The sequence below is a fragment of the Bradyrhizobium forestalis genome (genome assembly GCF_002795245.1).
GTDB lineage: Bacteria > Pseudomonadota > Alphaproteobacteria > Rhizobiales > Xanthobacteraceae > Bradyrhizobium > Bradyrhizobium forestalis.
Window position 1 is genome coordinate 22,372 of sequence record NZ_PGVG01000005.1, and the last position, 22,824, is coordinate 45,195.

The window sequence follows — 22,824 nt, forward strand, 5'->3', positions numbered from 1 at the left end:
AATGTTTGCACACGCTTGTTGCAAACTAATGGCAAAAGACGCATTCGCCAAGTGCTTATTACCGCAGTGCACCGCGCATGCCCAATATCGCGCCACGCTGCTTGACCATGTGGCGATCCACGAACATGGTCCGCCCGTGCACGCGCCAAACCATCCAGGGCAAACACCTGCTTCCTTCACCCCTGACTCCCGTCAGGCCTGGGTGCGCCTCGTCGTTGCCCTTGTGATCGGCTCGATCGGCGCCGTCGGCATGTGGGCGGTCGTGGTCGTGATTCCCGTGGTGCAGGCCGAATTCGCTGCCACGCGCGGCGCGGTGTCGCTGGCCTTCACCCTCATGATGTTCGGCTTCGGGCTTGGCGGCGTGATCGCCGGCAAGATCACCGACCGGTTCGGCATCGTGCCGGCGATGGCGATCAGCATCGCCTTCCTCGGCGTTGCCAATGTGCTCGCGGGGCTGTCGGGCCAGCTCTGGCAATTCGTGGCCGCCTACTTCCTCATCGGCCTCGGCACCTCCGCGACCTTCGCGCCGCTGATGGCCGAAGCCTCGCACTGGTTCGAGCGCTATCGCGGACTGGCCGTGACCATCGTCGCCAGCGGCAATTATGTCGCCGGCGCGATGTGGCCGCCGATCGTGAGCTGGGGCACGCAGGAGATTGGCTGGCGCTCCACCCATATCGGCATCGGCATCGTCTGCGCGAGCACGATGGCGCTTCTGGTGATCGTGCTGCGCGCGCAGATGGGCGACGACCATATCCGCGATCACGCCAACGCACCGCCGCCGCGGGTCGATCTGAAGCTGTCGACCAACACACTGACGGTGCTGCTCTCGATCGCCAGCATCTCCTGCTGCGTCGCCATGGCGATGCCGCAGGTGCACATCGTCGCCTATTGCGGTGATCTCGGTTATGGCGTGGCGCGCGGCGCCGAGATGCTGTCGCTGATGATGGGCTGCGGCATCGTCAGCCGGATCGGCTCCGGCTATCTCGCCGACAAGATCGGCGGCATCCGCACGCTGCTGGTGGGATCACTGGCGCAGGGCTTTGCGCTGGTGTTCTATCTGTTCTTCGACAGCCTTACTTCGCTGTATCTGATCTCCGCGATGTTCGGCCTGTTCCAGGGCGGCATCGTGCCGAGCTACGCCATCATCGTGCGCGAGGCGATGCCGGCGAGCGAAGCGGCGACCCGCGTCGGCATCGTGATCTTCGCCTCCGTGTTCGGCATGTCCTTCGGCGGCTGGGTGTCCGGCGTCATCTTCGATGCCACCGGCTCGTATGCCGCGGCGTTCGCCAACGGCGTGGCGTGGAATGCGCTGAACATCGGCATCGTCGTGCTGCTGCTGATCCGCGCGCGGATGGGCTCGGTCAAGACCGGGCCGGGTTTTGCCACCTAAACGGACTGTCCCGCCTTCAGCAGCGAGCAGCCGGTGATCTTGTAGCTGCCGTCGCCCTGCTGCTCGAGCGTGTAAAGCGCCTCCCAGGCCTCGCCATTGGCGTCGATGATATGGACGCGCTGGGCGATCCAGCCGCCATCGGTCTTGCTCTCGCCAAATTCGAAACTCTTGTGACGATAGACCGGCGCGTAGCCGTTCTGCACCATGGACATGAAGATGTCTGGAGCGGGAAAGATTTCCTTGATCGCAGGCGCCGCATAGGAATAGGCCGCCGTCGCATCGTCGCGAACGAAGGCCTGCTCCTGGGCGCGGATGACGCTTTGGGCCGTCGCGACGTCGCCGGCAAACGCTGAAGCGTGACTACAGGCAACAATGAGAGCGACCAGCAAGGCTGCGATGCGCATGACAGGCTCCGCGTTGATATCCCGGGCGAAGGCGATCGTAGCACATCTGCGGCGCCAGGGCGTGTACTCATAGATCACGCGCTTAGCTTGGGTGCTCCAGATGCCCGCTCATCCCTCACCAGCGGCACGAACAGCAGAGGTCGTTGAGGGGCACCGATGGGCCAAGAGCGGACACGTGGAAACGCTCAGGATATGCTCGCCAGAACCACCTCACGCAGAATACGGGTAGGAGGGACGCCCTGATCGTCAGTCCCATAATTTCCGGATGTCAAGGCAATGACTAGCTGAAGGGCCGGTATAATATACAAACGCTGCCCGCCTTCGCCTTGCGCCATGCACATGCGCTCCAATCTTCCTACGGCCCATCCTTTTGGTTTCCCGAATGACACATCTAGCAAAAACCATTGATAGCCGTAGCGCCGCAGTTCGTCGCAACTCACGGTGGGCGTAGTGCAGCGACGAATCCACTCAGCGGGAACAATCTGACGGTCGTCATGCCGACCGCCGTGAAGCATCAACGTCCCGATCTTTGCGAGGTCGCGCACGGACATGCGAGCGCCCGATGCAGCTATTGGCTCGCCGTCCTGTGTGGTGGCCCATTTAGTCGGACCCATGCCGAGCGGCTCGAAAAGAAACTCGCGTGCGAATTCATGTGGGGATTTGCCTGACCCTTTTGAGATCAAGCGAGCGAGCAAAGCCGTGGCGCCGCCGCAGTAGGTCCAATGCATCCCCGGAGTGTCGATTGCTGGGCGCTCCAATATGTAACGGTAGCGGTCTGGCGCGCTGTCCATCGCGATTTCGCTGTTGCGTGTATCCTCATAGGGCAAGCTGGTTTCGTCCCAATCCGTACCCATCGTCATTGAAAGAGCATGGTGGATAGTTATGGGCGAGCGTTGCTCGTTGGCGAGATCATACTCGGGAAACGCCGAAATCAGGCTTACCTCTGGCGCCGGTACCTTCCCAAATTGAAGGGCGATTCCGTAGAGCAACGCAACAATGCTTTTCGAGCAGGATCGCAGATCGTGTATCGTATTCGCGTCAAACTTTACGGTCCCGATATCGCCAACGCCTCTCTCGTGATCTTGCCCCTCGAAATAGCGTTCAACAATTAGGTTATCGTTTTGCACAACGACGAGCCCGTGGAGATTCCAGATGCGCCGCTCGGCCATCGCTTGGTCGAGCTTTCGGATCACGTCGCTAGCGAATTTGTCAGAAGTATCCGTGGACGATCGCTGCCCCAAAACCGGCAGGATCGGCGTCCCCATAGCCATTGTTCCTATGCCTGAAAGTATTTGGCGGCGATTTAGCATGGCCGGAGCGCCTCATCTGGGAGTGCCGCTTTATAATATCAACTTATCCGGGAATGTCAGCTTCGGGTCAGAAGCAGCCTTTAGCGGGCGTCGCCGTAAAGGTCCTCTACGGGCCAAAAGCCGAAGTTTCCCTTATATATTCATGTGGTCTATTTGCAGAGCGGTGGCGTCGCTGATTGGGCCACCCTGACTAAGGAGCGCCCATGAGCCGACGGGTACATTCTTCGACCGGAATCTTTGACAGCCTGCACTATGGATTCGCGCAAGTGGTAGTTATCCCGACGCCCTTCGGCGACACCGTGCACGTGTCCGGCCAAGTCGCCTGGGACGCCGATCGAAAGGTCGTGGGCGCGGGAGATATCGGGCGCCAACTCCGAAAGAGCTTGGAGAACCTCGCTGTCGCACTTGCATCGGTAGGCGCAAAACTTGATCAGGTCGGTGCATTGCGGCTCTACATAAAGCAAAGCCATATGCACGAGGGCGAGGCCATTAGCGGCGCACTCAGAGCGATGTTCGGTGACAATCCGCCGTGTGCTACATGGATTGGAGTGCCAAGCCTCGCGAACGATGAATTTCTTGTCGAGGTGGAACCATCTGTAGTTTATCTGGCAAAAGCCTAGACGATTAAACGCCACGCGCATCGCCCGACTACGTCAGCTTCGGGTCACAAGCAGACGGTTGGTGGGCTGCGCGACAAGGTCCGCTGCGGGCCACAAGCAGTAATGTTCTGGCCGATCAGCAGATGTCCGCTTGGCCCTCAGGAGCCGACATTCCTTTTATGAGTACACGGCCTAGCGCTTTCGCGTTGTCGCCGGATTCGTCGTCTTGGACGGGCGCGCCTTGATCTTGCTGGGCGGCTGCACCCGCAATCCGTCCACGAACACGTCGAGCATCCGCAGCACCGAGGATTGCCAGCCGGGCTGGTCGTGCATGTAGCACATGCCGACGAGCGCCCTCAGCAGATCCTCCGGACTGACATCGCCGCGCATCTGGCCGGCCGCAACCGCGCGATCGAGCAACGAGCCGATCGCCTTGGTCAGCCGGTCCATCGAGAATGCCGCGAGCTCCGACGAGCTCTGGAACGTCAGCGCCAGCGCGGCCGACATGCCTTTCTTGGTGGCGACGAATTCGACGTTGGAGCGCAGCCAGCGCCGCAGCGCGTCGACCGGGTCCTTGGCATTCTTCAGTTGCTCGGCCAGCTCGCTGAGCTGCTCGACCTCGCGCCGGTAGACCGCCTCGAACAGATCCTCGCGCGTCGGAAAGTGCCGATAAAGCGTGCCGATGCCGACGCCGGCGCGTTTGGCCACGGCCTCCAGGCTCGCTTCGGGGCCGCCCGCGCTGAACACCACCTTGGCCGCTTCGAGCACGCGCTCGCGATTGCGCACGGCGTCGGCGCGGGGCTTGCGGGTCTGGTCGGTGTGATCATCCATGCCGGCAATGTAGATCACGAATTGGTTAGATTGAACCCTTCTTGAACCCTTGTGGGGCTGCATCGCGTTGTATGCGCACGGTGTTTTGACGAATTCCAAATATTTCCTGGCGACCTTGTTAAACGGAGGGTGCCTCCGTATCTTCACGCGAGCGTTGGCCCGCATCATGTTCGGGCGGCGCGGTATCGACGGCGGCCACGGCGGTGGCGCGCTGCGCGATCACTCATGTCCATATCTGATCGGAGCCTTGTATGAACCACTCCATCAGCCTCACCGTGAACGGTGCGCGGCGCGACTTCGTCCTCGACGATCCGCGCGTCACGCTGCTCGATCTCCTGCGTGAGCGCCTCCATCTGACCGGAACCAAGAAGGGATGCGACCGCGGCCAATGCGGCGCCTGCACCATTCTGGTCGACGGCAAGCGCATCAACTCCTGCCTCGCGCTCGCCATCAGCCACAACGGCGCCGACATCCTCACCATCGAAGGCGTCGCGCGCGGCGACCAGCTTCATCCCGCGCAGGCCGCCTTCATCGCCCATGACGGCTTTCAGTGCGGCTTCTGCACGCCCGGCCAGATCATGAGCGCGATCGGCATGATGCGCGAAGGCCAGGCCGGCAATGATCCCGAACGCGTCCGCGAATGCATGAGCGGCAATCTGTGCCGCTGCGGCGCCTATGCCGGCATCGTCGATGCCGTGCTGGAGGCGCAGGCCGGCATGGACGAGACCAATCAGAGGCGCTCCGCATGAAACAGTTCGATTACGTCAGGCCCGCCACGGTCACTGAAGCCGTCGCTGCCGCGGCCCAGCCGGGCGCCGTCTATCTTGCAGCCGGCACCAACCTGCTCGATCTGATGAAGGGCGGTGTCAGCCATCCGGATCGTCTCGTCGACGTCACGCATCTCGATGGACTCGATGGCATCGAACGCCTCGCCGACGGGGCGTTGCGTATCGGCGCGCTCGTGCGCAACGCCGACCTCGCACATGACGCCGAATTCGCCAGGTCCTATCCCGCGGTGGCGGAAGCACTGCTTTCCGGTGCGTCCGCGCAACTGCGCAACGCCGCGACCGTCGGCGGCAATCTCCTGCAACGGACGCGCTGCGCGTATTTCTACGACACCGCCAGCCGCTGCAACAAGCGCGAAGCCGGCTCCGGCTGCGACGCCCGCGACGGCGAGAACCGCAGCCATGCCGTGCTCGGCTGGAGCGAGAGCTGCATCGCCACGCATCCGTCCGACTTCTGCGTGCCCCTGGTCGCGCTCGACGCGGTCGTGGAGATCGAGGGCAGGAACGGCCGGCGCGAGATCGCGCTCGACGAACTGCATCGCCTGCCGGGCGATGCGCCCGAGCGCGAGTCCGCGCTGGAGCCCGGCGACCTCATCGTCGCGGTGCGCCTGCCGCCCGCCGCGTGCGGCTTTGCCGCGCATGCGCGCTACCTCAAGGTTCGCGAGCGCACCTCCTACGCCTTCGCCGTCGTCTCGGCCGCCGCTGCGCTGCGGATCGAGAACGGCAGCATCGCGGAGGCGCGGCTTGCACTCGGTGGTGTCGCCGCAAAGCCCTGGCGCGCTCGCGCAGCGGAGGACGTGCTCAGGAATGTTGCGCCTTCCGCAGACGCGTTCCAGGAGGCGGCCTTCCGTGCGCTCGCCGAGGCAAAACCGTCCGGCGACAACGCCTTCAAGATCGAGCTCGCGCGCCGCATCGTCGTGCGCGCGCTGCTCCTCGCCGCCGCCGGTACGCCAGCGCGTATCCCCGCGCTGCCGGCCTCTCCCTTTACCTCGATCTCCGGAGCCATCCATGCCTGAGCTGAATCTCACCAGCGCTCCCGCCCATCTGCGGCACGGCTCGAATATCGGCCAGCCGCTGACCCGCCGTGACGGCATCCTCAAGGTCACGGGGCGGGCAACCTATGCCGCGGACAATCATCCACCCGGCATGCTGTTTGCGGTCATGGCCGTATCGAGCATCGCGCACGGCCGCGTGGTCTCGCTCGATGTCGCTGCCGCCAAGCGCCATCCCGGCGTGGTCGACGTCATGACGTCCGACCACAAGCCACGGCTGGCGATCGACCCCGAGATCAAGACCAATCCTTTCGTGTTCCGGATGGAGGTGTTGCAGAGCAATGAGGTCCGCTACGCCAACCAGCCGATCGCGGTCGTGATTGCCGAGACGCTGGAGGCCGCAACGGAAGGCACGGCGCTGCTGGCGCCGCGCTATGAGGTGCTGCCGGCACGGGTCGGCCTCGATGCCGGCGAGAGCTTCGTGCCGCCGGTCGTCGGTGTCGGCAACCCCGCGGAGCATCATCACGGCGATGTCGAGGCGGGCCTTGCCTCGGCCGAGAAGCAGATCGAGGCGGTTTACGAGACGCCGCCGCAATATCACAACGCGCTGGAGCCGCACGCCATCGTCGCCAGCTGGGACGGCGACAATCTGTCGGTCGACATGCCGACCCAGGGTCTGATGATGTCGCTGGCGCGCATCGCCGAATTGTTCGGCATCACGCACGACAAGATCCACATCCGCAGCCCGTTTCTCGGCGGCGGCTTCGGCTCCAAGGGACTGATGGCCGGCCCGCCAACCCTCGGCATCATGGCTGCCAAGCTGGTCGGCAGGCCCGTCAAGCTGGTGCTGCGCCGCGAGCAGATGTACGGCCCGGTCGGCCATCGCGCGCCGACCCGCCAGCGGCTGCGCCTCGGCACCGATGGCAAGGGGCGCCTGACTGCGCTCGACCATCACGCGCGAACGGTGTCGAGCACCTTCGACGACTTCTACGAGCCCGCCGCCGGCGCCTCGCACGCGCTCTACGCCTCGCCTGCGATCCGCACCTCGCACGATGCCGTGCGCGTCAATACCGGCACGCCGCTGTTCATGCGCGCGCCGGGCGAGGCGACAGGCTCGATCGCGCTCGAGAGCGCGATCGACGAGATGGCTTGGGCCTGCGGCATGGATCCGCTCGCCTTCCGCCTCAAGAACTACGCCGAGGTCGAGCCGATCTCCGGCAAGCCGTTCTCGTCCAAGGCGCTGCGCGCGTGCTACGAACAGGGCGCTGCGCGGTTCGGCTGGGCGAAGCGTCCGCTCCAGCCGCGGCAGCTGCGCGACGATGCCGGCCTCCTGGTCGGCTGGGGCATGGGCACCGCGACCTTCCCGGCGCTGATGTTCCAGGCCGAAGCACGCGCGGCGATCCGCCGCGACGGCTCGGGCGAGATGGAGATCGGCGCACATGACATGGGGCAGGGCGCCTGGACGGCGCTGGCGCAGATCGCGGCCGATGCCGTCGGCCTCGATATCGATCGCGTGGAATTCAAGGCCGGCACCTCCGACCTGCCGGATGCCGGCATCGCCGGCGGCTCGGCGCACACGGCAACCGCAGGTGCGGCGATCCACAGCGCCGGTGCGGCCGTGATCGCAAAACTCGCCGATCTCGCTACCAACGATGAACGCTCGCCGCTGTTCGGTGCCGGCAATGCGGGCGTAATCGCGCGGGACGGCAGGCTGGTCCGGCGTGACGACGAGAGCCGCGGCGAGAGCTATGGCGAAATTCTCGCGCGCGCCGGGGTTGCCGTGGTCGAGGCGCGCGGCACCGGCGCGCCGAATCCTGCGGCAATGGAGGAATATGCGATGCACGCCCATGGCGCGGTGTTCGCGGAGGTGAAGGTCGATCCCGAGCTCGGCCAGGTCCGCGTCAGCCGCATGGTCGGCGCCTTCGCCGCCGGGCGCATCGTCAATCCGCGCATGGTGCAGAGCCAGCTGTTCGGCGGCATGATCTGGGGCCTGTCCTTCGCGCTGCACGAGGAGGCTGTCACCGACCGCCGTACCGGGCGGATCATGAACGCCAATCTTGGCGAGTACCACATCCCCGTGAATGCCGACGTGCCACCGCTCGACGTCATCACGGTCGAGGAGCACGATCCGCATGTGAATGCGCTCGGCATCAAGGGCGTCGGCGAGATCGGCATCACCGGTAGTGCCGGCGCGGTCGCCAACGCCGTCTGGCACGCGACCGGCGTACGCGTCCGCCGCTTTCCGATCCGGATCGAGGAGTTGCTGACGCAGCGTTGAAGCAGAGGGCGGGGCGAGATCTTCTCGCTCCGCCGCGTCCCGCTAGAGCGCGATGAAATGAGGCTTGATCGCTGCAACGACGGAGGTGCGCCCCCTCGCCCGCTTGCGGGAGAGGGTTGGGGAGAGGGTGCTTCCGCAAGGGGACAGTCCCCAAGAGGTGAGAACCCTCACCCGGCGCTTCGCGCCGACCTCTCCCGCAAGCGGGAGAGGTGAACGAGCGGCGGCAATCGATTCAACCTAAAGTAATTTCGCTTTAATGCAGCTTCTTGCGGAGCGCCCTCAAAACGTCGGCGGCGTGCAGGCCGAGATCACCTCGCACGGCTTGCCGCCGACGCAGCGGAAGCGATGCGGCCTGCGGCTCTCGAAATAATAGGCATCGCCGGGATTGAGGATGCGGCGCTCGTCCTCGACGGTGACTTCGAGCTTGCCCGAGATCACGATGCCGCCTTCCTCGCCGTCATGGACGAGATGCACGCGCCCGGTGTCGCTGCCGGGCTCGTAACGCTCCTTCAGGATCTGCAGGCTGCGGCCGAACAGATTGTCGCCGACCTGGCGATACGAGATCGGCTTCTTGCCGACCTCGGTCAGCTCCTCCGCGCGGTAGAAGATCTTGCGCCTGGACTCCGGCTCCAGCGCGAAGAACTCGGCGAGCCCCATCGGGATGCCGTCGAGGATGCGCTTGAGCGCGCCGACCGAGGGGTTCATCTGGTTGGATTCGATCAGCGAGATCGTCGAATTGGTGACCCCGGCGCGCTTGGCGAGCTCGCGCTGTGACAGCTTGTGGCGCGCCCGGATGAATCGCAGCCGTCCACCGATGTCGACGCTCATGGCCCAAGCCCTGTTGCAAGTGTTGCGGATCGCGCAAATATGGACCGGTAGCCCCAGTCAAATCAATGGCTTGCAGGTCGTCAGAAAAGGACTTGTTGCGGTTTCGAAGCCGTGGCTCAGCTAGCCCGTCAGCAAAGGAGCGCGGCCGTGACCCTTCACCAGATCCCGAACACCATCAAGACCGATTCGTACTGGATGCCGTTCACGGCGAACCGGCAGTTCAAGAAGGCGCCGCGCCTGTTCTCCTCGGCCGAGGGCATGTACTACACCAGCGTCGACGGCCGCCAGGTGATCGATGGCTCCGCCGGGCTCTGGTGCGTCAATGCCGGCCACGGCCGCAAGCAGATCGCCGCCGCCGTCGAGCGGCAGCTGATGACGCTGGATTTCGCGCCGTCGTTCCAGATGGGCCATCCGCTGGCGTTCGACTTCGCCGAGCGTCTCGCCGAGATCGCGCCTGATGGCCTCGACCGCGTCTTCTTCACCAATTCCGGCTCGGAATCGGTCGATACCGCGCTGAAGATCGCGCTCGCCTATCACCGCGCCAACGGCCAGGCGAGCCGCACCCGGCTGATCGGCCGCGAGCGCGGCTATCACGGCGTCGGCTTCGGCGGCACCTCGGTCGGCGGCATGGTCGCCAACCGCCGCGCCTTCACGACCCTGCTGCCCGGCGTCGATCACATCCGCCACACCCATGATCTCGCCCGTAACGCCTTCGCCAAGGACCTGCCCGAGCATGGCGCCGAGCTCGCCGACGATCTCGAGCGTCTGGTCGCCCTGCACGGCGCCGAGACGATTGCCGCCGTCATCGTCGAGCCGGTGCCGGGTTCGACCGCGGTGCTGCCGCCGCCGAAGGGCTATCTGCAGCGCCTGCGCGAGATCTGCGACAAGCACGGCATCCTCTTGATCTTCGACGAGGTCATCACCGGCTTCGGCCGCCTCGGCACGCCGTTCGCCGCCAATTTCTTCGGCGTCACGCCGGACCTGATGACGACGGCCAAGGGCATCACCAACGGCACCGTGCCCTGCGGCGCGGTGTTCGCGAGCCGCAAGGTGCACGACGGCATGATGACCGGCCCGGAGAACCAGATCGAGCTGTTCCATGGCTACACCTATTCGGCGCATCCGGTCGCCTGCGCCGCGGGCATCGCGACGCTCGACATCTACAAGGACGAAGGCCTGCTCACGCGCGGCGCCTCGCTCGCCGAATACTGGCGCGATGCGCTGCATTCGCTCAAAGGTCTGCCGAACGTCGTCGACATCCGCAATTGCGGCCTGATGGGCGCGGTCGAGCTCGCACCGCGCAACGGCGCGGTGGGCGCACGCGGCTACGACATGCTTGTCGAATGCTTCAACAACGGCCTCTATCTCCGCACCGGCGGCGACTCCGTTGCCATGTCGCCCCCGCTCATCGTCGAGAAGAGCCACATCGACCAGATGGTCTCGATCCTCGGCGACGCCATCAAGAAGGTGGCCTGATAATTGCTCTCGCCGTTGCGAGTTGTGTCCTTGCAGCGGCGAGCGCCGCGGGAGTTTGACGAAGCGTGAAAGTTCTGATCCTCGGCAGCGGTGTCATCGGTGTCACCTCTGCCTACTACCTCGCTCGTGCCGGTCATGAGGTGACGGTCGTCGACCGTCAGCCGGAGCCGGCACTGGAGACCTCTTTCGCCAATGCCGGCGAGGTGTCGCCCGGCTACTCCTCGCCCTGGGCCGGCCCCGGCGTGCCGGTGAAGGCGGTCAAGTGGCTGTTGATGAAGCACGGCCCGCTGGTGATCCGGCCGAAGCTGGATCCTGTCATGTGGGTCTGGCTGCTCAAGATGCTGCGCAACTGCACCAGCGCGCGCTACGCGGTCAACAAGAGCCGGATGATTCCGATCGCGGAATACAGCCGCGATGCCTTGCGCGATCTGCGCCGCGACATCGGCATCCAGTATGACGAGCGGTCGCAAGGCACGCTGCAGCTTTTTCGGCACCAGTCCCAGCTCGACGGCACGGCCGAGGATATCGCCGTGCTCAAGCAATACGGCGTTCCTTTCGAGGTGCTGAGCCGCGAGGGCTGCATCGCGGTCGAGCCGGCGCTCGGCAGCGTGAAGGAGAAGTTCGTCGGCGGGCTCCGCCTGCCGCAGGACGAGACCGGCGATTGCCACATGTTCACGCAGTCGCTGGCCAAGCATGCCCAGGCGCTCGGCGTGCGTTTTCTGTTCAACACCGGCATCGATCGCATCGTCACTGACGGTGCGCGCGTCAGCGGTGTCGCCACCAGCGCCGGCCTGTTGCAGGCGGACGCTTACGTGCTCGCGCTCGGCAGCTGGTCGCCGCGGCTGGTGGCGCCGCTCGGCATCTCGCTGCCGGTCTATCCGGTGAAGGGCTATTCGATCACGGTGCCGATCAAGGACGCCTCCGGCGCGCCGGAATCGACCGTGATGGACGAGAGCTACAAGGTCGCGATCACCCGCCTCGGCAATCGCATCCGCGTCGGCGGCACCGCCGAAATCTCCGGCTATTCGGACAAGCTCTACGATGCGCGCCGGGCTACGCTCGATCACTCGCTGACCGACCTGTTCCCGCGCGGCGGCGATCTCGCCAAGGCGACGTTCTGGAGCGGCCTGCGTCCGATGACGCCGGACGGCCCGCCCGTGATCGGCCCGACGCAATACGCCAACCTCCACCTCAACACCGGCCACGGCACGCTCGGCTGGACCATGTCCTGCGGTTCGGGACGCGTGCTCGCCGACATGTTGTCAGGCAAGAAGCCCGACATCGATGTCAGCGCGCTGACGGTGGATCGGTACAAGCACCGGTTCGGGTAGAACTCTCTCCCCGCGGATAGCTCCATCACCGTCACCCTGAGGTGGCCGCTTCTTCAGCGGCCCTCGAAGGGCGACGGCCCGGCTCTAGCGGGGCCGTGCATCCTTCGAGGCTCCCCGTGGGACGCGTTGCGTCCCACGCATCGCACCTCAGGATGACGGGCTGAGAGTGTGCGCGCGGAAAGAGGAGGCTCACGCCCCCGTCACGCAGTTCACCCACAGCACCACGGCCTTCGCATCCTGCGCCGGGTTGGAAAACCGGTGCGGCCGGCGACTTGCAAAACGAAAACTGTCACCCGTCTTCAGCGACCACGTCTCGCTGTCCACCGTCAGCATCATCTCGCCTTCGAGCACCAGGCCGGCTTCCTCGCCATCATGGGTGTAGAGCTCGTCGCCGGTGGAGCCGCCGGGCTCCAGATGCACCAGGAACAGGTTGAGCTTGTTGTCGGCGCTGGCCGGGCTCAGCAATTGCTTCGAAACGCCCGTGCGCCAGAGTTTTAGCTCCGGCCGCTGCAGGCCGCGCGTCACCACCTGGTCCGATGCACCGTCGCTGCTCGGGCTCGCGCCGAACAGCGCGGCGATGCCGACGCCGAGCACGTCGGCGAGCGTCGCCAGCACGCGCAGCGACGGTGACGACAGGCCGCGCTCGATCTGGCTGAGAAAGCCGATCGACAGCTCCGTGCGCGCGGCGACCGTCTCCAGCGAGAATTGCCTGATCCGCCTGAGATCCCTGATGCGCCGGCCGACCGCGACGTCCATCGCCGGCTCGGCCGGCTTGACGATGGCTTTGGCTTTCACCTTCCTGGCCGGCTTTGCGGCCGCCGGTTTGCGCATTCTTTTGCCACCGCTCACGTCAAACCGCTTCCTTCATGTGCATGAAAACCGCTTGCATCGTCCGCGAAAGTGTGACCAAATTTTCATATTGGTGAAAATAGGCCGAAACGGCCCGGCCCGCAACGTCTGATCACGACATGCGCGACCGCCGCCACCGGCCAGACCCAAAGGGGGATGCGATGAAGCGTTTTGTTCAGGCCGCAATCGCGGCGCTCGCCATTGCCGCAGCAGTGCCGGCCTCGGCGCAACAAGTGCTGAAGGTCGGATCGACCCCGACGGGCATTCCCTTCACCTTCCTCGACACCAAGACCAACACCATCCAGGGCATCATGGTCGATCTCATCACCGAGATCGGCAAGGATGCGGGATTCAATGTGCAGATCGAGCCGATGCAGTTCTCGGCGCTGATCCCGTCGCTGACGTCGAGCAAGATCGACATCATTGCGGCAGCGATGTTCATCACGCCGCCGCGCAAGGAGGTCGTCGACTTCTCCGACCCGATCTACACCTACGGCGAGGGCCTCGTGGTGCCGAAGACCGACACCAAGGCTTACGCCACGCAGGACGATCTGAAGGGCGAGACCGTCGGCGCCCAGGTCGGCACCGCCTTCGTCGACGCGCTGAAGAAGACCGGCCTGTTCGCCGAGGTGAAGGCTTACGACACCATCCCCGACATCCTGCGCGACGTGAACACCGGCCGCCTCAAGGCCGGCTACGCCGACTATCCGATCCTCGCCTACAATCTGAAGCAGGGCGGGTTCCCCGAGGTGCGCCTCGTCGACGGCTACAAGCCGGTCACGGTCGGCTCGGTCGGCATCGGCGTGCGCAAGGGCGAGACCGCGCTGCTCGGCAAGATCAACGCCTCGCTGGCGAAGCTGAAAGCCAACGGCACCATCGACAAGATCCTCGATAAATGGGGCCTGAAGGCGCAGGGTTGATCGTCAAAGTCTGATCGATAACGACTGATCGAAGGCTGCCCGATGAAAGGCTTCTGGCGCGACGCCGTCGAGTTCTTCCCGATCCTGCTGAACGGCGTCGCGCTGACGATCGTCGTCACGGTCGGCTCGCTGCTGCTCTCGACGGTGCTCGGCCTCGTCTGGGCGATGATGCGGGTCTCCGGCATCAAGGTGCTGTCGATGCTCAGCGCCAGCCTGATCAACGTGATCCGCGGCATCCCGATCATCGTGCTGTTGTTCTACCTCTATTTCGTGATGCCCGATCTCGGCGTCACGCTGACGGCCTTGCAGGCCGCGATCCTCGGGCTCGGCATCGCCTATTCGGCCTATCAGGCCGAAAACTTCCGCGCCGGCATCGAGGCGATCGACAAGGGCCAGATCGAGGCGGCGCAGTCGATCGGCATGGGCTGGTGGCTCACCATGCGCCGCGTGGTGCTGCCGCAGGCGGTGCGCATCGTGCTGCCTCCTTACGGCAACGTCATGATCATGATGCTGAAGGATTCCTCGCAGGCCTCCACCATCACGGTGGCCGAGCTCGCGCTGCAGGGCAAGCTGATCGCGTCCTCGACCTTCAAGAACACCAGCGTGTTCACGCTTGTCGCGCTGATGTATCTCACCATGAGCATCCCGCTGATCCTGCTGGTCCGTCACTTCGAGAAGCGGGCGGGCAAGCGATGATCGAGCTGAACGACGTCCACAAGAGCTTTGGCAAGGTCGAGGTGCTCAAGGGCATTACGGCCTCGGTCGAGAAGGGCGAGGTGGTCTGCATCGTCGGGCCATCAGGCTCCGGCAAGTCGACCATCCTGCGCTGTATCAACGGGCTCGAAAGCTACGATCGCGGCGAGATCAGCGTTGAAGGCTTGAAGGTCGATCGCGATGCGCCGTCGATCGTGAACATCCGCACCCAAGTCTCGATGGTGTTCCAGCGCTTCAACCTGTTCCCGCATCGCACCGCGCTGGAGAACGTGGTCGAGGGGCCACTCTATGTGAAGAAGGAATCGCGAGTCGCTGCGCTGGAGCGCGGCCGCGCGCTGCTCGCCCAGGTCGGGCTTGCGGAAAAGGCCGACGCGCATCCGCCGCAGCTCTCCGGCGGCCAGCAGCAGCGCGTCGCGATCGCGCGGGCGCTGGCGATGCAGCCCAAGGCGATCCTGTTCGACGAGCCGACCTCGGCGCTCGACCCAGAGCTGGTCGGCGACGTCCTCGGCGTGATGCGCAAGCTCGCCGACGACGGCATGACCATGGTGGTCGTCACCCACGAGATGGGCTTTGCCCGCGACGTCGCCGACCGCGTGCTGTTCATCGACGGCGGCGTGATCGTCGAGCAGGGGCCAGCCAAGGCGCTGCTCAACCAGCCGCAGCATCCGCGCACGCAGGATTTCTTGCGCCGCGTGCTGCATCCGCTCTGACCGGACTTCGCCATGACGCGCCTGCCTCTGCCGCCATCAGTCTATGCCGACACCGCCGTCGCGCCGGTGGCGACGCCACCGCTCGATACCGACAAGACCGTCTCTGTCGCGATCGTCGGCGGCGGCTACACCGGCCTCTCCACGGCGCTGCATCTGGCCGAGCAGGGCGTCGAGGCGCTGGTGCTGGAGGCGCAGGAGCCGGGCTGGGGCGCATCCGGCAACAATGGCGGCCATACCAATCCTGGACTGAAGCACGATCCAGATCAGATCGAGGCCGATTTCGGCGCGGAGCTCGGCCGCCGCATGATCGCGTTCGCCTACGGCACCACGAACTTCACGCACGACCTGATCCGCCGCTACCAGATTCCCTGCGAGGCGCGGCAGAACGGCACGCTGCGCGCGGCCTATCACGAGGCCAGCGCCGCCGCGATCGAGAAGACTGCGCAGCAATGCATCCGCCGCGGCATGCCGGTGACATACCTGAACCGCGAGCAGCTGCGCGAGATGACCGGCACCGACCGCTACATCGGCGCGATGCTGGATACGCGCGGCGGCGATCTGCATCCCCTGAGCTACGCCCGTGGCCTCGCGCGCGCCGCGATCTCCGCCGGAGCGAAAGTCCATGGCGAGACGCCGGCATTGTCCCTGCGCCGCGACGGCTCGCGCTGGCGCATCGAGACGCCGCGCGCCGTGGTGCATGCCGACAAGGTCCTGCTCGCCACCAACGGGTTCACCGACGATCTCTGGCCGGCGCTCCGCCGCACCATCGTGCCGGTATTTTCCTCGATCGCCGCGACCGCGCCGCTGTCCGACGCGGTCGCCCGTTCGATCATGCCGACGCGTCCGGTGCTCTACGAGAGCGGTCACATCACGGTCTATTATCGCATCGATCAGCAGAACCGTCTGTTGATGGGTGGACGCGGTCCGATGCGCTGGATCAAATCGCCGCATGACGTCGCCTATCTCATGCGTTATGCGGAGCGGCTTTGGCCGCAGCTCAAGGGCGTTGCCTGGACCCACGGCTGGAACAGCCGGCTCGCCATCACCGGGGACCATTATCCCCACGTGCACGAGCCCGCCGAGAGCATTTTGATCTCGCTCGGCTGCAACGGCCGCGGCGTCGCGCTCTCGACCGCGATGGGCGCGCAGCTCGCCCGCCGCCTGATCGGCGGCGCCAGGGCCGAGATCGACATGCCGATATCAGGCATCAAGCCGATCCCGATGCACGCGTTCTGGCCGGTCGGCGTGACGACCGCCGTGATTGCGGGCCGGGTGCGGGACCGGCTCGGCATATGAAAAAGGCGCCGCCCGGTTTCGGGCGGCGCTTTCTCAGGAATTGCAGATGGCGTCAGCAGCGGCCCTGCTTCCAAAGCCCGGGCGGGCACCCGTGACCGCGCCAGCCGACCTTGCGTCCATGCGACCAGCCGGGCGGTGAGCCATAGTAATGATGGCCCATCGCGTGGCCATGACCATGACCATGTCCGTGACCATGCCCACCCTTTGCAACCGCGGGGCCAGCAAACGTAAAGCCGGCCGCGATGATCAGCGACGCGGCGAGCGCAAGTTTCTTCATCATGTCCTCCAGTGGGGCGAGCGCACTTGTCCATTCAATGAACGAACGATGTGCAGCTTAGTTCCCTGCGAATGTGGAGGAGTCGTGACGCTCGCGCAGATACGTGGTCGCGCGAGGGCTCAACGCGCGCTGGCATCATCTCGCATCGATCCGTGCGCTCAGCCTTCCGCGACTGCGTCGGCCCAGGGCTGGAAAATCTCGACTGCGCCGGAATTGACCTCGCCCTCGCGCATCACCACGCTCGGGCAGGCGAACTTCTGCGGCAGCGCCTGCACGCGGCTCTCTTCAAAGTCGAAGCGCGCGGCCAGGGCTTTGCGCACCTCCGCCGGCAGGCGGGCGTCTCCGATCACGATCGCGCCCTCGCTGGCGTCGATGCGCGGCTGATGGATGGCGGCGTCGAGATCCATGCCGAAATCCATCGCAAAGGACACGAGCTGCATCACGGATGGCAGAATGCGACGTCCACCGGAGGCGCCGACGGCGAGGCGCTTGCCATGCTTTGTCTCGGCGATCACAGGCGTGTAATTGCAAAGGCAGCGCTTGCCGGGTGCAAGCGAGTTGGTTGTACCCGGCGTCGGATCGAACCACATGATGCCGTTGTTCATGGGGATGCCGGTGTGCGGTGTCACATATTTCGAGCCGAAGGACGAGAGCAGCGTCTGCGTCACCGCCGCGATGTTGCCGTGACGGTCGACCACCGAGAAATGCGTGGTGCAGGCGGGCGCCAGATATTCCGCGCCGAGCGAGCGCCTGCCGTCGGCGTCGCCCATGTCCTTGAGCCGCTCGCGGAAGGCGGCTTGCAAGGCGAGCGCATATTCGACATAGGCGGCGCCATCCGGCGCGCCTGCGGGCGTCAGGCCCTGCTGCAACAGGCGCAGCGCATGCGCCATCGTCGGCCCCGCCGTGAGCTCCGGCGTCGCATACACCTTGCCCTCGCGATAGGGGATCGCCAGCGGCGCGCGCAAATGGGCGCGGAACGCGGCGAGATCCTCCACCGACAGCGACCCGCCGTCGGCCTTGATGTCGGAGGCAATGCTCTTGGCGAGATCACCTTGGTAGAAATCGCGGGGGCCGGCCTCAGCGAGACGTGACAGCGTCGCCTTCAGGGTGTCCTGCGGCAGCCGTGTCTCGGACTTGATGCCCCATGGCGCGCTCGGCGGCAGGCCGTCCTTCAGGAACGCGGCCGCGCTTGCGGGATAGCGCCTGAGATCGGCCGCCGAGCCCGCGATCGTCAGCGTGGTCCACCAATCGATCAGCAGGCCTTCGCCGGCGAGCACGGCTGCCGGCGCGACCAGATCCTTCCACGGCATTTTGGCGTAGCGGCGATGCGCCTCTTCCATTCCGGCAACGACGCCGGGCACGGCAATCGAGCCGGGGCCGTGGATGTTGCGGTCATCCTTCACTCGCGGCCAGGGAAACAGGTCGGAAGCCGCGCCTTCGCCACTGAGCGGATAATCGGCCGTGCGCAGGCTCTGCGGCGCGCACATGCCGTAGTCGATCACCTCGGTGCGATTTTCCTTGGCGCGGTAGAGCACCATCGCACCACCGCCGCCGATACCGCTGTTCCAGGGCTCCAGGACGTTGAGGGCAAACGTGGTCGCGACGATCGCGTCCACGCAGTCGCCGCCCGCGGCCAGCACCTCTGCTCCGACTTCAGCCGCCCGCCGCGATTGCGAGGCGACAATGCCGCCCTTGGATGTGACGGCGGGCTTGCGGACGGCTTGGTTGAGGCTGAATTGCTGAGGCATGATGTCGTCTTGATGTTTGCGGTCTGTTGTCTTGGCTTCGCTGCGTCGACGTCGAGGCTCCGCAATTGGCGAAGCGCGCGGACAATGGCACATTGCGGCCAACGAGAACATCGAAAGGGAGGCGCGACATGGCTGGTGTGAAACAGGCGCGGGATCCAACAACGTGAATGGCCGGGACAAGCCCGGCCATGACCACGGAGATCAATGAGAAAACGGCGAAGCCGCTGCGCTCAGCGCATGCGATCCAGCCGGCTGGCCTGATACTTGGCGCGCCATTTCGGGCCAGGTCCGCGCATGTAGTGCAGCTCGGGGCGATAGGGGTTGCCCGCGACGCGGATCAGCGTCTGCCATTTGGTGGCGACGAAGCTCAGGGGCTGGCGGAGCAGGCTCAAGGAAGCGAGCAACATGGCATCACCTCAATGCGGCTTGCCGAGCATGGCGGTGAAGGGGAGGTCGAAAATCTCCTCGCCATCATCGTCGCTGACATGGATCACCCAGTCGCGCCAGTCTTCGGCACCGGGCGTCTGGATCATCGAGTTCATGATCTGGGTGGCGCGGTCGCGCGCCTCGGTCAGATTGGCGACGGCGGCCCCGTAGCGGTCGATCAGCGTGCCCTCGGTGTTGGAGCAGTGAAAATAGACCTGGACCATAAGCGCCTCCTGTAGAAAGCGATTGGGACGGCAAATCGATACCACCCCAAGCCTTCGCGAAACATTCGGGTCGAGCCCGGTAAGGGAATTTACGGAGGTTGGTCGGCACCAAGGTCGTTACAGGTTTGATCACAGGCGGGTGATGGCTGGACGGCGCCGAGGCGCCATGGAACAACGTCCGCGGGAAGTCGGGGGCGACCGTGAGCCAGTTCACATTCGAGAGCGGACGACGAAATCTGCGCTCGCTTGCAGCGGTCTTGCCTGCCGCAGTCTTGGCCGCCGCGCTGCTCGGCCTCGCCCCGGCCTCATCCGAGCCGGTCAGGAAGAGCGGCTATGCGATCGGCACGGAATCCTGCGGCAGCGGCGATCTCGCCTTTCCCAGGATCCAGATCGACATGAAGGCTGGATTCTGCGCCGGCCTCGTCGCCAGCGAAGAGGACCGCCTCAGATTCCCACGCTCGATCGTCCAGGTGCCCGGCCGTGACCTGTTCGTGGTCGCCGACATGGGCGGCTGGGGTCATGCCGACGGGCGGCTGCTGCTGCTCGATCCGCATGCGCCCCAGGGGCTACGGTTCAAGGAGCTGCTGACGGGGATAGAATATCCGTTCGGCCTCGTCATCGGCCCGGACAGGAAGCTCTATGCCTCGACCGCGGAGGCGATCTTCCGGTTCGATCCGCTCGCCGACAATCCACGGAGCACGGTCGAGACCATCATCCGCCACATGCCCGGCCGCCGGATCACGCTGCCGGATGGCACGAGGCTCGATGAGAGCGCGCATCCGCTCAAGCAGTTCGTGTTCGACAGGAACGGCCGGCTTTTCGTCAATGTCGGCTCCCACAGCGACGACTGCATCACGCCGGCGCCGATCACAAAACCCTGTGCGGCGGCCGAGGGCGCGTCCGCGCTGGCATCGATCTGGCTGTTCACGCCGCCTGCGGGCGGCGTCTTCCCGGCATTGAAGCCCCGCGAACCCGATCCGCCGCACACCGTCTATGCGCGCGGCTTGCGCAACTCGATGGCGCTAGCGCTGCATCCGAATTTCCCGGATGCCGGCTACGCCTTCCTGCAGGCCGAGAACGCGCGCGATCTGCCTGACATCTTCAAGCCGAATGAGGAGATCAACGCGATCGAGCAGGGCAAGCACTATGGCTGGCCCTATTGCTACGATCTGTCGACGCCGAGCCCCGAATTCAGGCTCGTGCTGCAATCGGGGGTCTACAAGTCGCTCTGCTCTGCCAATGCGCTCTACAAGGCGCCGCTCTCGCTGCTGCCGCCGCACGGGGCGCCGCTCGCGATGCTGTATTACCACGGCGCCAAATTCCCGGAGCTGGAGGGCAAGCTGCTGGTCGGCCTGCACGGCTATCGGCCGACCGGCAGCCGGCTGCTGGTCTATGACGTCGACGATCACGGCTTCCCCAAACCTGCGCCGGCACCGGTGCGCTATCACGTCAGTTGCGCGGCTGACCCGACGCGCAGTTTCCAGACCGACGCCGGCGAGGTCGCTGTTGCGCCGTTCGAGGAGCTGATTGCAGGCTGGCACCGCGTCAACGGCGCGCGGCCGCAAGGCGCCCCGGTCGGCATGACGGTTGCCGAGGACGGCGCGATCTGGCTGGTCGAGGACAAGAACAAGACCGTGATCCGCATCGATCGCGCCGCGGGTGATCCGCCGGCGCCGCTGCCGTGCGACATGCGCAGCCAGGCCATGATCGACCAGCTCGCGGTTTTCGTCGCCAGGGATGCACAGAACAGTGCCCGGCTGACCACGCTGCGCAACGGCCTCGTCGAGAAGCATTGCGTCGGCTGCCACACGGATTTCGGCTTGAGGCCGGGCCAGTCGGAGGCAGAGAAGGACGGCGCCGTGCTCCGTTTCATGCTGTCGCAGGACGGCTGGATCTATCCCGGTGATCCCGACGCCGGCAAGCTGCGCACGCGCCTGCGCGGCCTTGGCGCCGAGAAGCTGATGCCGCCGGGTGGCGAGAGCCTGCCGAAGACCGAACTAGGCTACAAACGTCTGCTGGATGCGGCGGATCTGCTCGTCGCGAAGATGGTTCCGGGCACGCGGATGCGGATCAAGGCCGGTCCGCCGCAGCGCAAGTTCTATGGCAAGACCAACAAGGAATGCGGCGAAATACCGGCCGCCAAGGTCGTTGTCGTGACACAAAGGAGCGCTGTAGACAAACCCGGCTTCAGCCGATTCTTCCGTCCGGCCGATCCCTATCTGAATGGCGAGTGCACCGACGACGATGGCTATTACATCCGGCAGGAATTTCTGGTGCCTGTGCAGTAGCATCTTGCTCGTCGCGACGCCGCCGGCCGCTGCCGAAACAAAACTGTTCGACAGCGTGCAGGTGACGCCCGCCGGCGAATACACGTTCGGCATCGAAGGACCCGCCGCCGACCTCGACGGCAACCTCTTCGTGGTCAATCTCGGCAAGCCCGGCACCATCGGTAGGCTGCCGGCGGGCGGCGCGGCGTCGGAGCCATTCACGGCGCTGCCCGAAGGCAGTGTCGGCAATGCCATCCGCTTTGCACGCGACGGCACCATGTTCATTGCCGACTACAAGAAACACAACATCTTCGCGATTGCGAAGGGCGCGACCGAGCCGTCCCTCTGGTTTCATTCCGACGAGATGAACCAGCCCAACGACATCACCATCGCCCGCGACGGCACGATCTATGCGAGCGATCCGAACTGGAAGGGCAGGGAAGGCCACATCTGGCGCATCGCGAAGGCCGCCGACGGCAGGGTGCAGGGGCAGATCATGCCGGCGCCGCGCGCGATGGGCACCACCAACGGCATCGATCTCAGCCCGGACGGCAAGACGCTCTATGTGGGCGAATCCAGCAGCGGCCAGATCTGGTCCTATGCAATCAGCGGCAATGAGCTCGCCGGTGCAAGACTCGTCAAGTCGTTTCAGCCCGACACCGTCGACGGTCTGCGCACCGATGTTGCCGGCCGTCTCTATGTCGCGCGCATTCTCAAGGGTACGATCGCGCTGATGAAGCCGACCGGTGCGGTCGAGCGCGAGATCGCGCTGAAGGCCAAGGAGCCGACCAACCTTGCCTTCGGCGGCAACGACGGCAAGACCGTCTTCGTCACCCAGCGCCAGGGCGGCTTCATCGAATCCTTCCGCACCGACCAGCCGGGGCGCGAGCACTGCCTTCAGCGCGGGCGCTGCTGAGCGCAATTGCCTTAGGTTGAATCGGTTGCCGCGGGTGGTTCACCTCTCCCGCTTGCGGGAGAGGCGTAGGCCGCCTTCGGCGGCCGTGCTGGAAACGCCGAGGCGAAGCCTCGGCTATGGCGAAGCGCCGGGTGAGGGCTTTCTCCTTTTAGGGATTGTCCCATTGCGGAGACACCCTCTCCCCAACCCTCTCCCGCAAGCGGGAGAGGGAGTGCACCGAGCTCGTTGCCGCGATCGAGCCTCACGCGACAGG

The 22,824-nt window shown here is 65.2% G+C and carries 22 protein-coding genes; 13 read left to right on the forward strand and 9 right to left on the reverse strand.

What is annotated here, in order from left to right; genetic code table 11:
• Positions 1–202: 202 nt before the first annotated feature.
• Positions 203–1,390: an MFS transporter gene (locus tag CVM73_RS08065; RefSeq protein WP_245452242.1), complete on the forward strand. Its 1,188-nt coding sequence runs from the start codon at positions 203–205 to the stop codon at positions 1,388–1,390.
• Here CVM73_RS08065 and CVM73_RS08070 read toward each other — a convergent pair.
• Positions 1,387–1,794, reverse strand: coding sequence for a DUF4864 domain-containing protein (locus CVM73_RS08070; RefSeq protein WP_100231477.1), 408 nt, complete (start codon positions 1,792–1,794; stop codon positions 1,387–1,389). The genes CVM73_RS08065 and CVM73_RS08070 overlap by 4 nt on opposite strands.
• 185 nt (positions 1,795–1,979) lie before the next feature.
• Positions 1,980–3,059 carry a serine hydrolase domain-containing protein gene (locus tag CVM73_RS08075; protein ID WP_245452243.1) on the reverse strand — a complete coding sequence of 360 codons (1,080 nt, stop codon included), beginning with the start codon at positions 3,057–3,059 and terminating at the stop codon, positions 1,980–1,982.
• A gap of 248 nt (positions 3,060–3,307) precedes the next feature.
• Between CVM73_RS08075 and CVM73_RS08080 the strand changes: the two genes are divergently transcribed.
• Positions 3,308–3,724, forward strand: coding sequence for a RidA family protein (locus CVM73_RS08080; protein WP_100231479.1), 417 nt, complete (start codon positions 3,308–3,310; stop codon positions 3,722–3,724).
• A gap of 171 nt (positions 3,725–3,895) precedes the next feature.
• Here the strand turns inward: CVM73_RS08080 and CVM73_RS08085 are convergent, their stop codons facing one another.
• Positions 3,896–4,534, reverse strand: a complete 639-nt coding sequence (locus CVM73_RS08085; protein ID WP_208639185.1) for a TetR/AcrR family transcriptional regulator — start codon at positions 4,532–4,534, stop codon at positions 3,896–3,898.
• 251 nt (positions 4,535–4,785) lie between these two features.
• Here CVM73_RS08085 and CVM73_RS08090 point away from each other — a divergent pair, with 251 nt between their 5' ends.
• Genes CVM73_RS08090 through CVM73_RS08100 form a run of 3 tightly spaced genes read left to right on the forward strand, consistent with a single transcriptional unit; the run spans position 4,786 to position 8,589 of the window.
• Complete coding sequence (locus CVM73_RS08090; RefSeq protein ID WP_100231481.1) at positions 4,786–5,283, forward strand: (2Fe-2S)-binding protein; 498 nt, start codon at positions 4,786–4,788, stop codon at positions 5,281–5,283.
• Complete coding sequence (locus CVM73_RS08095; protein ID WP_100231482.1) at positions 5,280–6,335, forward strand: FAD binding domain-containing protein; 1,056 nt, start codon at positions 5,280–5,282, stop codon at positions 6,333–6,335. Before CVM73_RS08090 ends, CVM73_RS08095 begins: the two co-directional genes overlap by 4 nt.
• Entirely contained in the window at positions 6,328–8,589 is a 2,262-nt protein-coding gene (locus tag CVM73_RS08100; RefSeq protein WP_100231483.1) for a xanthine dehydrogenase family protein molybdopterin-binding subunit, read from the forward strand. The genes CVM73_RS08095 and CVM73_RS08100 overlap by 8 nt, the downstream gene beginning before the upstream one ends.
• Positions 8,590–8,868: 279 nt before the next feature.
• Here the strand turns inward: CVM73_RS08100 and CVM73_RS08110 are convergent, their stop codons facing one another.
• Entirely contained in the window at positions 8,869–9,417 is a 549-nt protein-coding gene (locus CVM73_RS08110; protein ID WP_018646206.1) for a cupin domain-containing protein, read from the reverse strand.
• Between the two features lie 147 nt (positions 9,418–9,564).
• Between CVM73_RS08110 and aptA the strand changes: the two genes are divergently transcribed.
• A complete protein-coding gene (aptA, locus tag CVM73_RS08115; protein WP_167406707.1) occupies positions 9,565–10,893 on the forward strand; it encodes an omega-aminotransferase AptA in 1,329 nt (442 codons plus the stop codon).
• 65 nt (positions 10,894–10,958) lie between these two features.
• Positions 10,959–12,224 carry a D-amino acid dehydrogenase gene (locus tag CVM73_RS08120; RefSeq protein ID WP_100231485.1) on the forward strand — a complete coding sequence of 422 codons (1,266 nt, stop codon included), beginning with the start codon at positions 10,959–10,961 and terminating at the stop codon, positions 12,222–12,224.
• A gap of 189 nt (positions 12,225–12,413) precedes the next feature.
• On the opposite strand, the gene CVM73_RS08125 is transcribed toward CVM73_RS08120, so the two are convergent.
• Positions 12,414–13,055 (reverse strand): helix-turn-helix domain-containing protein, encoded by a 642-nt coding sequence (locus tag CVM73_RS08125; RefSeq protein WP_167406708.1) that lies wholly within the window; start codon positions 13,053–13,055, stop codon positions 12,414–12,416.
• A 179-nt stretch (positions 13,056–13,234) separates the two neighbouring features.
• Between CVM73_RS08125 and CVM73_RS08130 the strand changes: the two genes are divergently transcribed.
• From CVM73_RS08130 to CVM73_RS08145, 4 genes are read left to right on the forward strand one after another with little or no spacing between them, the layout of a single operon-like run.
• Positions 13,235–13,993, forward strand: a complete 759-nt coding sequence (locus CVM73_RS08130; protein ID WP_100231487.1) for an ABC transporter substrate-binding protein — start codon at positions 13,235–13,237, stop codon at positions 13,991–13,993.
• 42 nt (positions 13,994–14,035) lie between these two features.
• A complete protein-coding gene (locus CVM73_RS08135) occupies positions 14,036–14,689 on the forward strand; it encodes an amino acid ABC transporter permease (RefSeq protein WP_100231488.1) in 654 nt (217 codons plus the stop codon).
• Entirely contained in the window at positions 14,686–15,417 is a 732-nt protein-coding gene (locus tag CVM73_RS08140; RefSeq protein WP_100231489.1) for an amino acid ABC transporter ATP-binding protein, read from the forward strand. The genes CVM73_RS08135 and CVM73_RS08140 overlap by 4 nt, the downstream gene beginning before the upstream one ends.
• 12 nt (positions 15,418–15,429) lie before the next feature.
• Positions 15,430–16,713, forward strand: coding sequence for an NAD(P)/FAD-dependent oxidoreductase (locus CVM73_RS08145; RefSeq protein ID WP_100231490.1), 1,284 nt, complete (start codon positions 15,430–15,432; stop codon positions 16,711–16,713).
• Positions 16,714–16,765: 52 nt separating this feature from the next.
• On the opposite strand, the gene CVM73_RS08150 is transcribed toward CVM73_RS08145, so the two are convergent.
• The 4 genes from CVM73_RS08150 to CVM73_RS08160 form a co-directional block, all read right to left on the reverse strand.
• Entirely contained in the window at positions 16,766–16,990 is a 225-nt protein-coding gene (locus tag CVM73_RS08150; protein ID WP_245452244.1) for a hypothetical protein, read from the reverse strand.
• Between the two features lie 158 nt (positions 16,991–17,148).
• Positions 17,149–18,738, reverse strand: coding sequence for a gamma-glutamyltransferase family protein (locus tag CVM73_RS08155; RefSeq protein ID WP_167406710.1), 1,590 nt, complete (start codon positions 18,736–18,738; stop codon positions 17,149–17,151).
• Positions 18,739–18,968: 230 nt separating this feature from the next.
• A complete protein-coding gene (locus CVM73_RS40055) occupies positions 18,969–19,145 on the reverse strand; it encodes a hypothetical protein (protein WP_167406711.1) in 177 nt (58 codons plus the stop codon).
• Positions 19,146–19,154: 9 nt separating this feature from the next.
• On the reverse strand, positions 19,155–19,388 hold the full coding sequence (locus CVM73_RS08160; RefSeq protein WP_027571536.1) for a DUF6894 family protein: 234 nt from the start codon (positions 19,386–19,388) through the stop codon (positions 19,155–19,157).
• Between the two features lie 200 nt (positions 19,389–19,588).
• On the opposite strand from CVM73_RS08160, the gene CVM73_RS08165 reads away from it, so the two are divergent.
• Both CVM73_RS08165 and CVM73_RS08170 read left to right on the forward strand, forming a co-directional pair.
• On the forward strand, positions 19,589–21,676 hold the full coding sequence (locus CVM73_RS08165) for a PQQ-dependent sugar dehydrogenase (RefSeq protein ID WP_100231492.1): 2,088 nt from the start codon (positions 19,589–19,591) through the stop codon (positions 21,674–21,676).
• Positions 21,633–22,571 carry an SMP-30/gluconolactonase/LRE family protein gene (locus tag CVM73_RS08170; RefSeq protein WP_167406712.1) on the forward strand — a complete coding sequence of 313 codons (939 nt, stop codon included), beginning with the start codon at positions 21,633–21,635 and terminating at the stop codon, positions 22,569–22,571. Before CVM73_RS08165 ends, CVM73_RS08170 begins: the two co-directional genes overlap by 44 nt.
• Positions 22,572–22,824 lie beyond the last annotated feature (253 nt).

What these genes read in the sequence shown, in the direction of transcription:
- CVM73_RS08130 (WP_100231487.1), top strand. Translation starts at nt 13,235, where the DNA reads ATGAAGCGTTTTGTTCAGGCCGCAATCGCGGCGCTCGCCATTGCCGCA.
- CVM73_RS08155 (WP_167406710.1), bottom strand. Translation starts at nt 18,738, where the DNA reads ATGCCTCAGCAATTCAGCCTCAACCAAGCCGTCCGCAAGCCCGCCGTC.
- CVM73_RS08080 (WP_100231479.1), top strand. Translation starts at nt 3,308, where the DNA reads ATGAGCCGACGGGTACATTCTTCGACCGGAATCTTTGACAGCCTGCAC.
- CVM73_RS40055 (WP_167406711.1), bottom strand. Translation starts at nt 19,145, where the DNA reads ATGTTGCTCGCTTCCTTGAGCCTGCTCCGCCAGCCCCTGAGCTTCGTC.
- CVM73_RS08070 (WP_100231477.1), bottom strand. Translation starts at nt 1,794, where the DNA reads ATGCGCATCGCAGCCTTGCTGGTCGCTCTCATTGTTGCCTGTAGTCAC.
- CVM73_RS08135 (WP_100231488.1), top strand. Translation starts at nt 14,036, where the DNA reads ATGAAAGGCTTCTGGCGCGACGCCGTCGAGTTCTTCCCGATCCTGCTG.
- CVM73_RS08100 (WP_100231483.1), top strand. Translation starts at nt 6,328, where the DNA reads ATGCCTGAGCTGAATCTCACCAGCGCTCCCGCCCATCTGCGGCACGGC.
- CVM73_RS08095 (WP_100231482.1), top strand. Translation starts at nt 5,280, where the DNA reads ATGAAACAGTTCGATTACGTCAGGCCCGCCACGGTCACTGAAGCCGTC.
- CVM73_RS08150 (WP_245452244.1), bottom strand. Translation starts at nt 16,990, where the DNA reads ATGAAGAAACTTGCGCTCGCCGCGTCGCTGATCATCGCGGCCGGCTTT.
- CVM73_RS08090 (WP_100231481.1), top strand. Translation starts at nt 4,786, where the DNA reads ATGAACCACTCCATCAGCCTCACCGTGAACGGTGCGCGGCGCGACTTC.
- CVM73_RS08125 (WP_167406708.1), bottom strand. Translation starts at nt 13,055, where the DNA reads ATGCGCAAACCGGCGGCCGCAAAGCCGGCCAGGAAGGTGAAAGCCAAA.
- CVM73_RS08140 (WP_100231489.1), top strand. Translation starts at nt 14,686, where the DNA reads ATGATCGAGCTGAACGACGTCCACAAGAGCTTTGGCAAGGTCGAGGTG.
- CVM73_RS08075 (WP_245452243.1), bottom strand. Translation starts at nt 3,059, where the DNA reads ATGGGGACGCCGATCCTGCCGGTTTTGGGGCAGCGATCGTCCACGGAT.
- CVM73_RS08170 (WP_167406712.1), top strand. Translation starts at nt 21,633, where the DNA reads ATGGCTATTACATCCGGCAGGAATTTCTGGTGCCTGTGCAGTAGCATC.
- CVM73_RS08160 (WP_027571536.1), bottom strand. Translation starts at nt 19,388, where the DNA reads ATGGTCCAGGTCTATTTTCACTGCTCCAACACCGAGGGCACGCTGATC.
- CVM73_RS08110 (WP_018646206.1), bottom strand. Translation starts at nt 9,417, where the DNA reads ATGAGCGTCGACATCGGTGGACGGCTGCGATTCATCCGGGCGCGCCAC.
- CVM73_RS08085 (WP_208639185.1), bottom strand. Translation starts at nt 4,534, where the DNA reads ATGGATGATCACACCGACCAGACCCGCAAGCCCCGCGCCGACGCCGTG.
- CVM73_RS08145 (WP_100231490.1), top strand. Translation starts at nt 15,430, where the DNA reads ATGACGCGCCTGCCTCTGCCGCCATCAGTCTATGCCGACACCGCCGTC.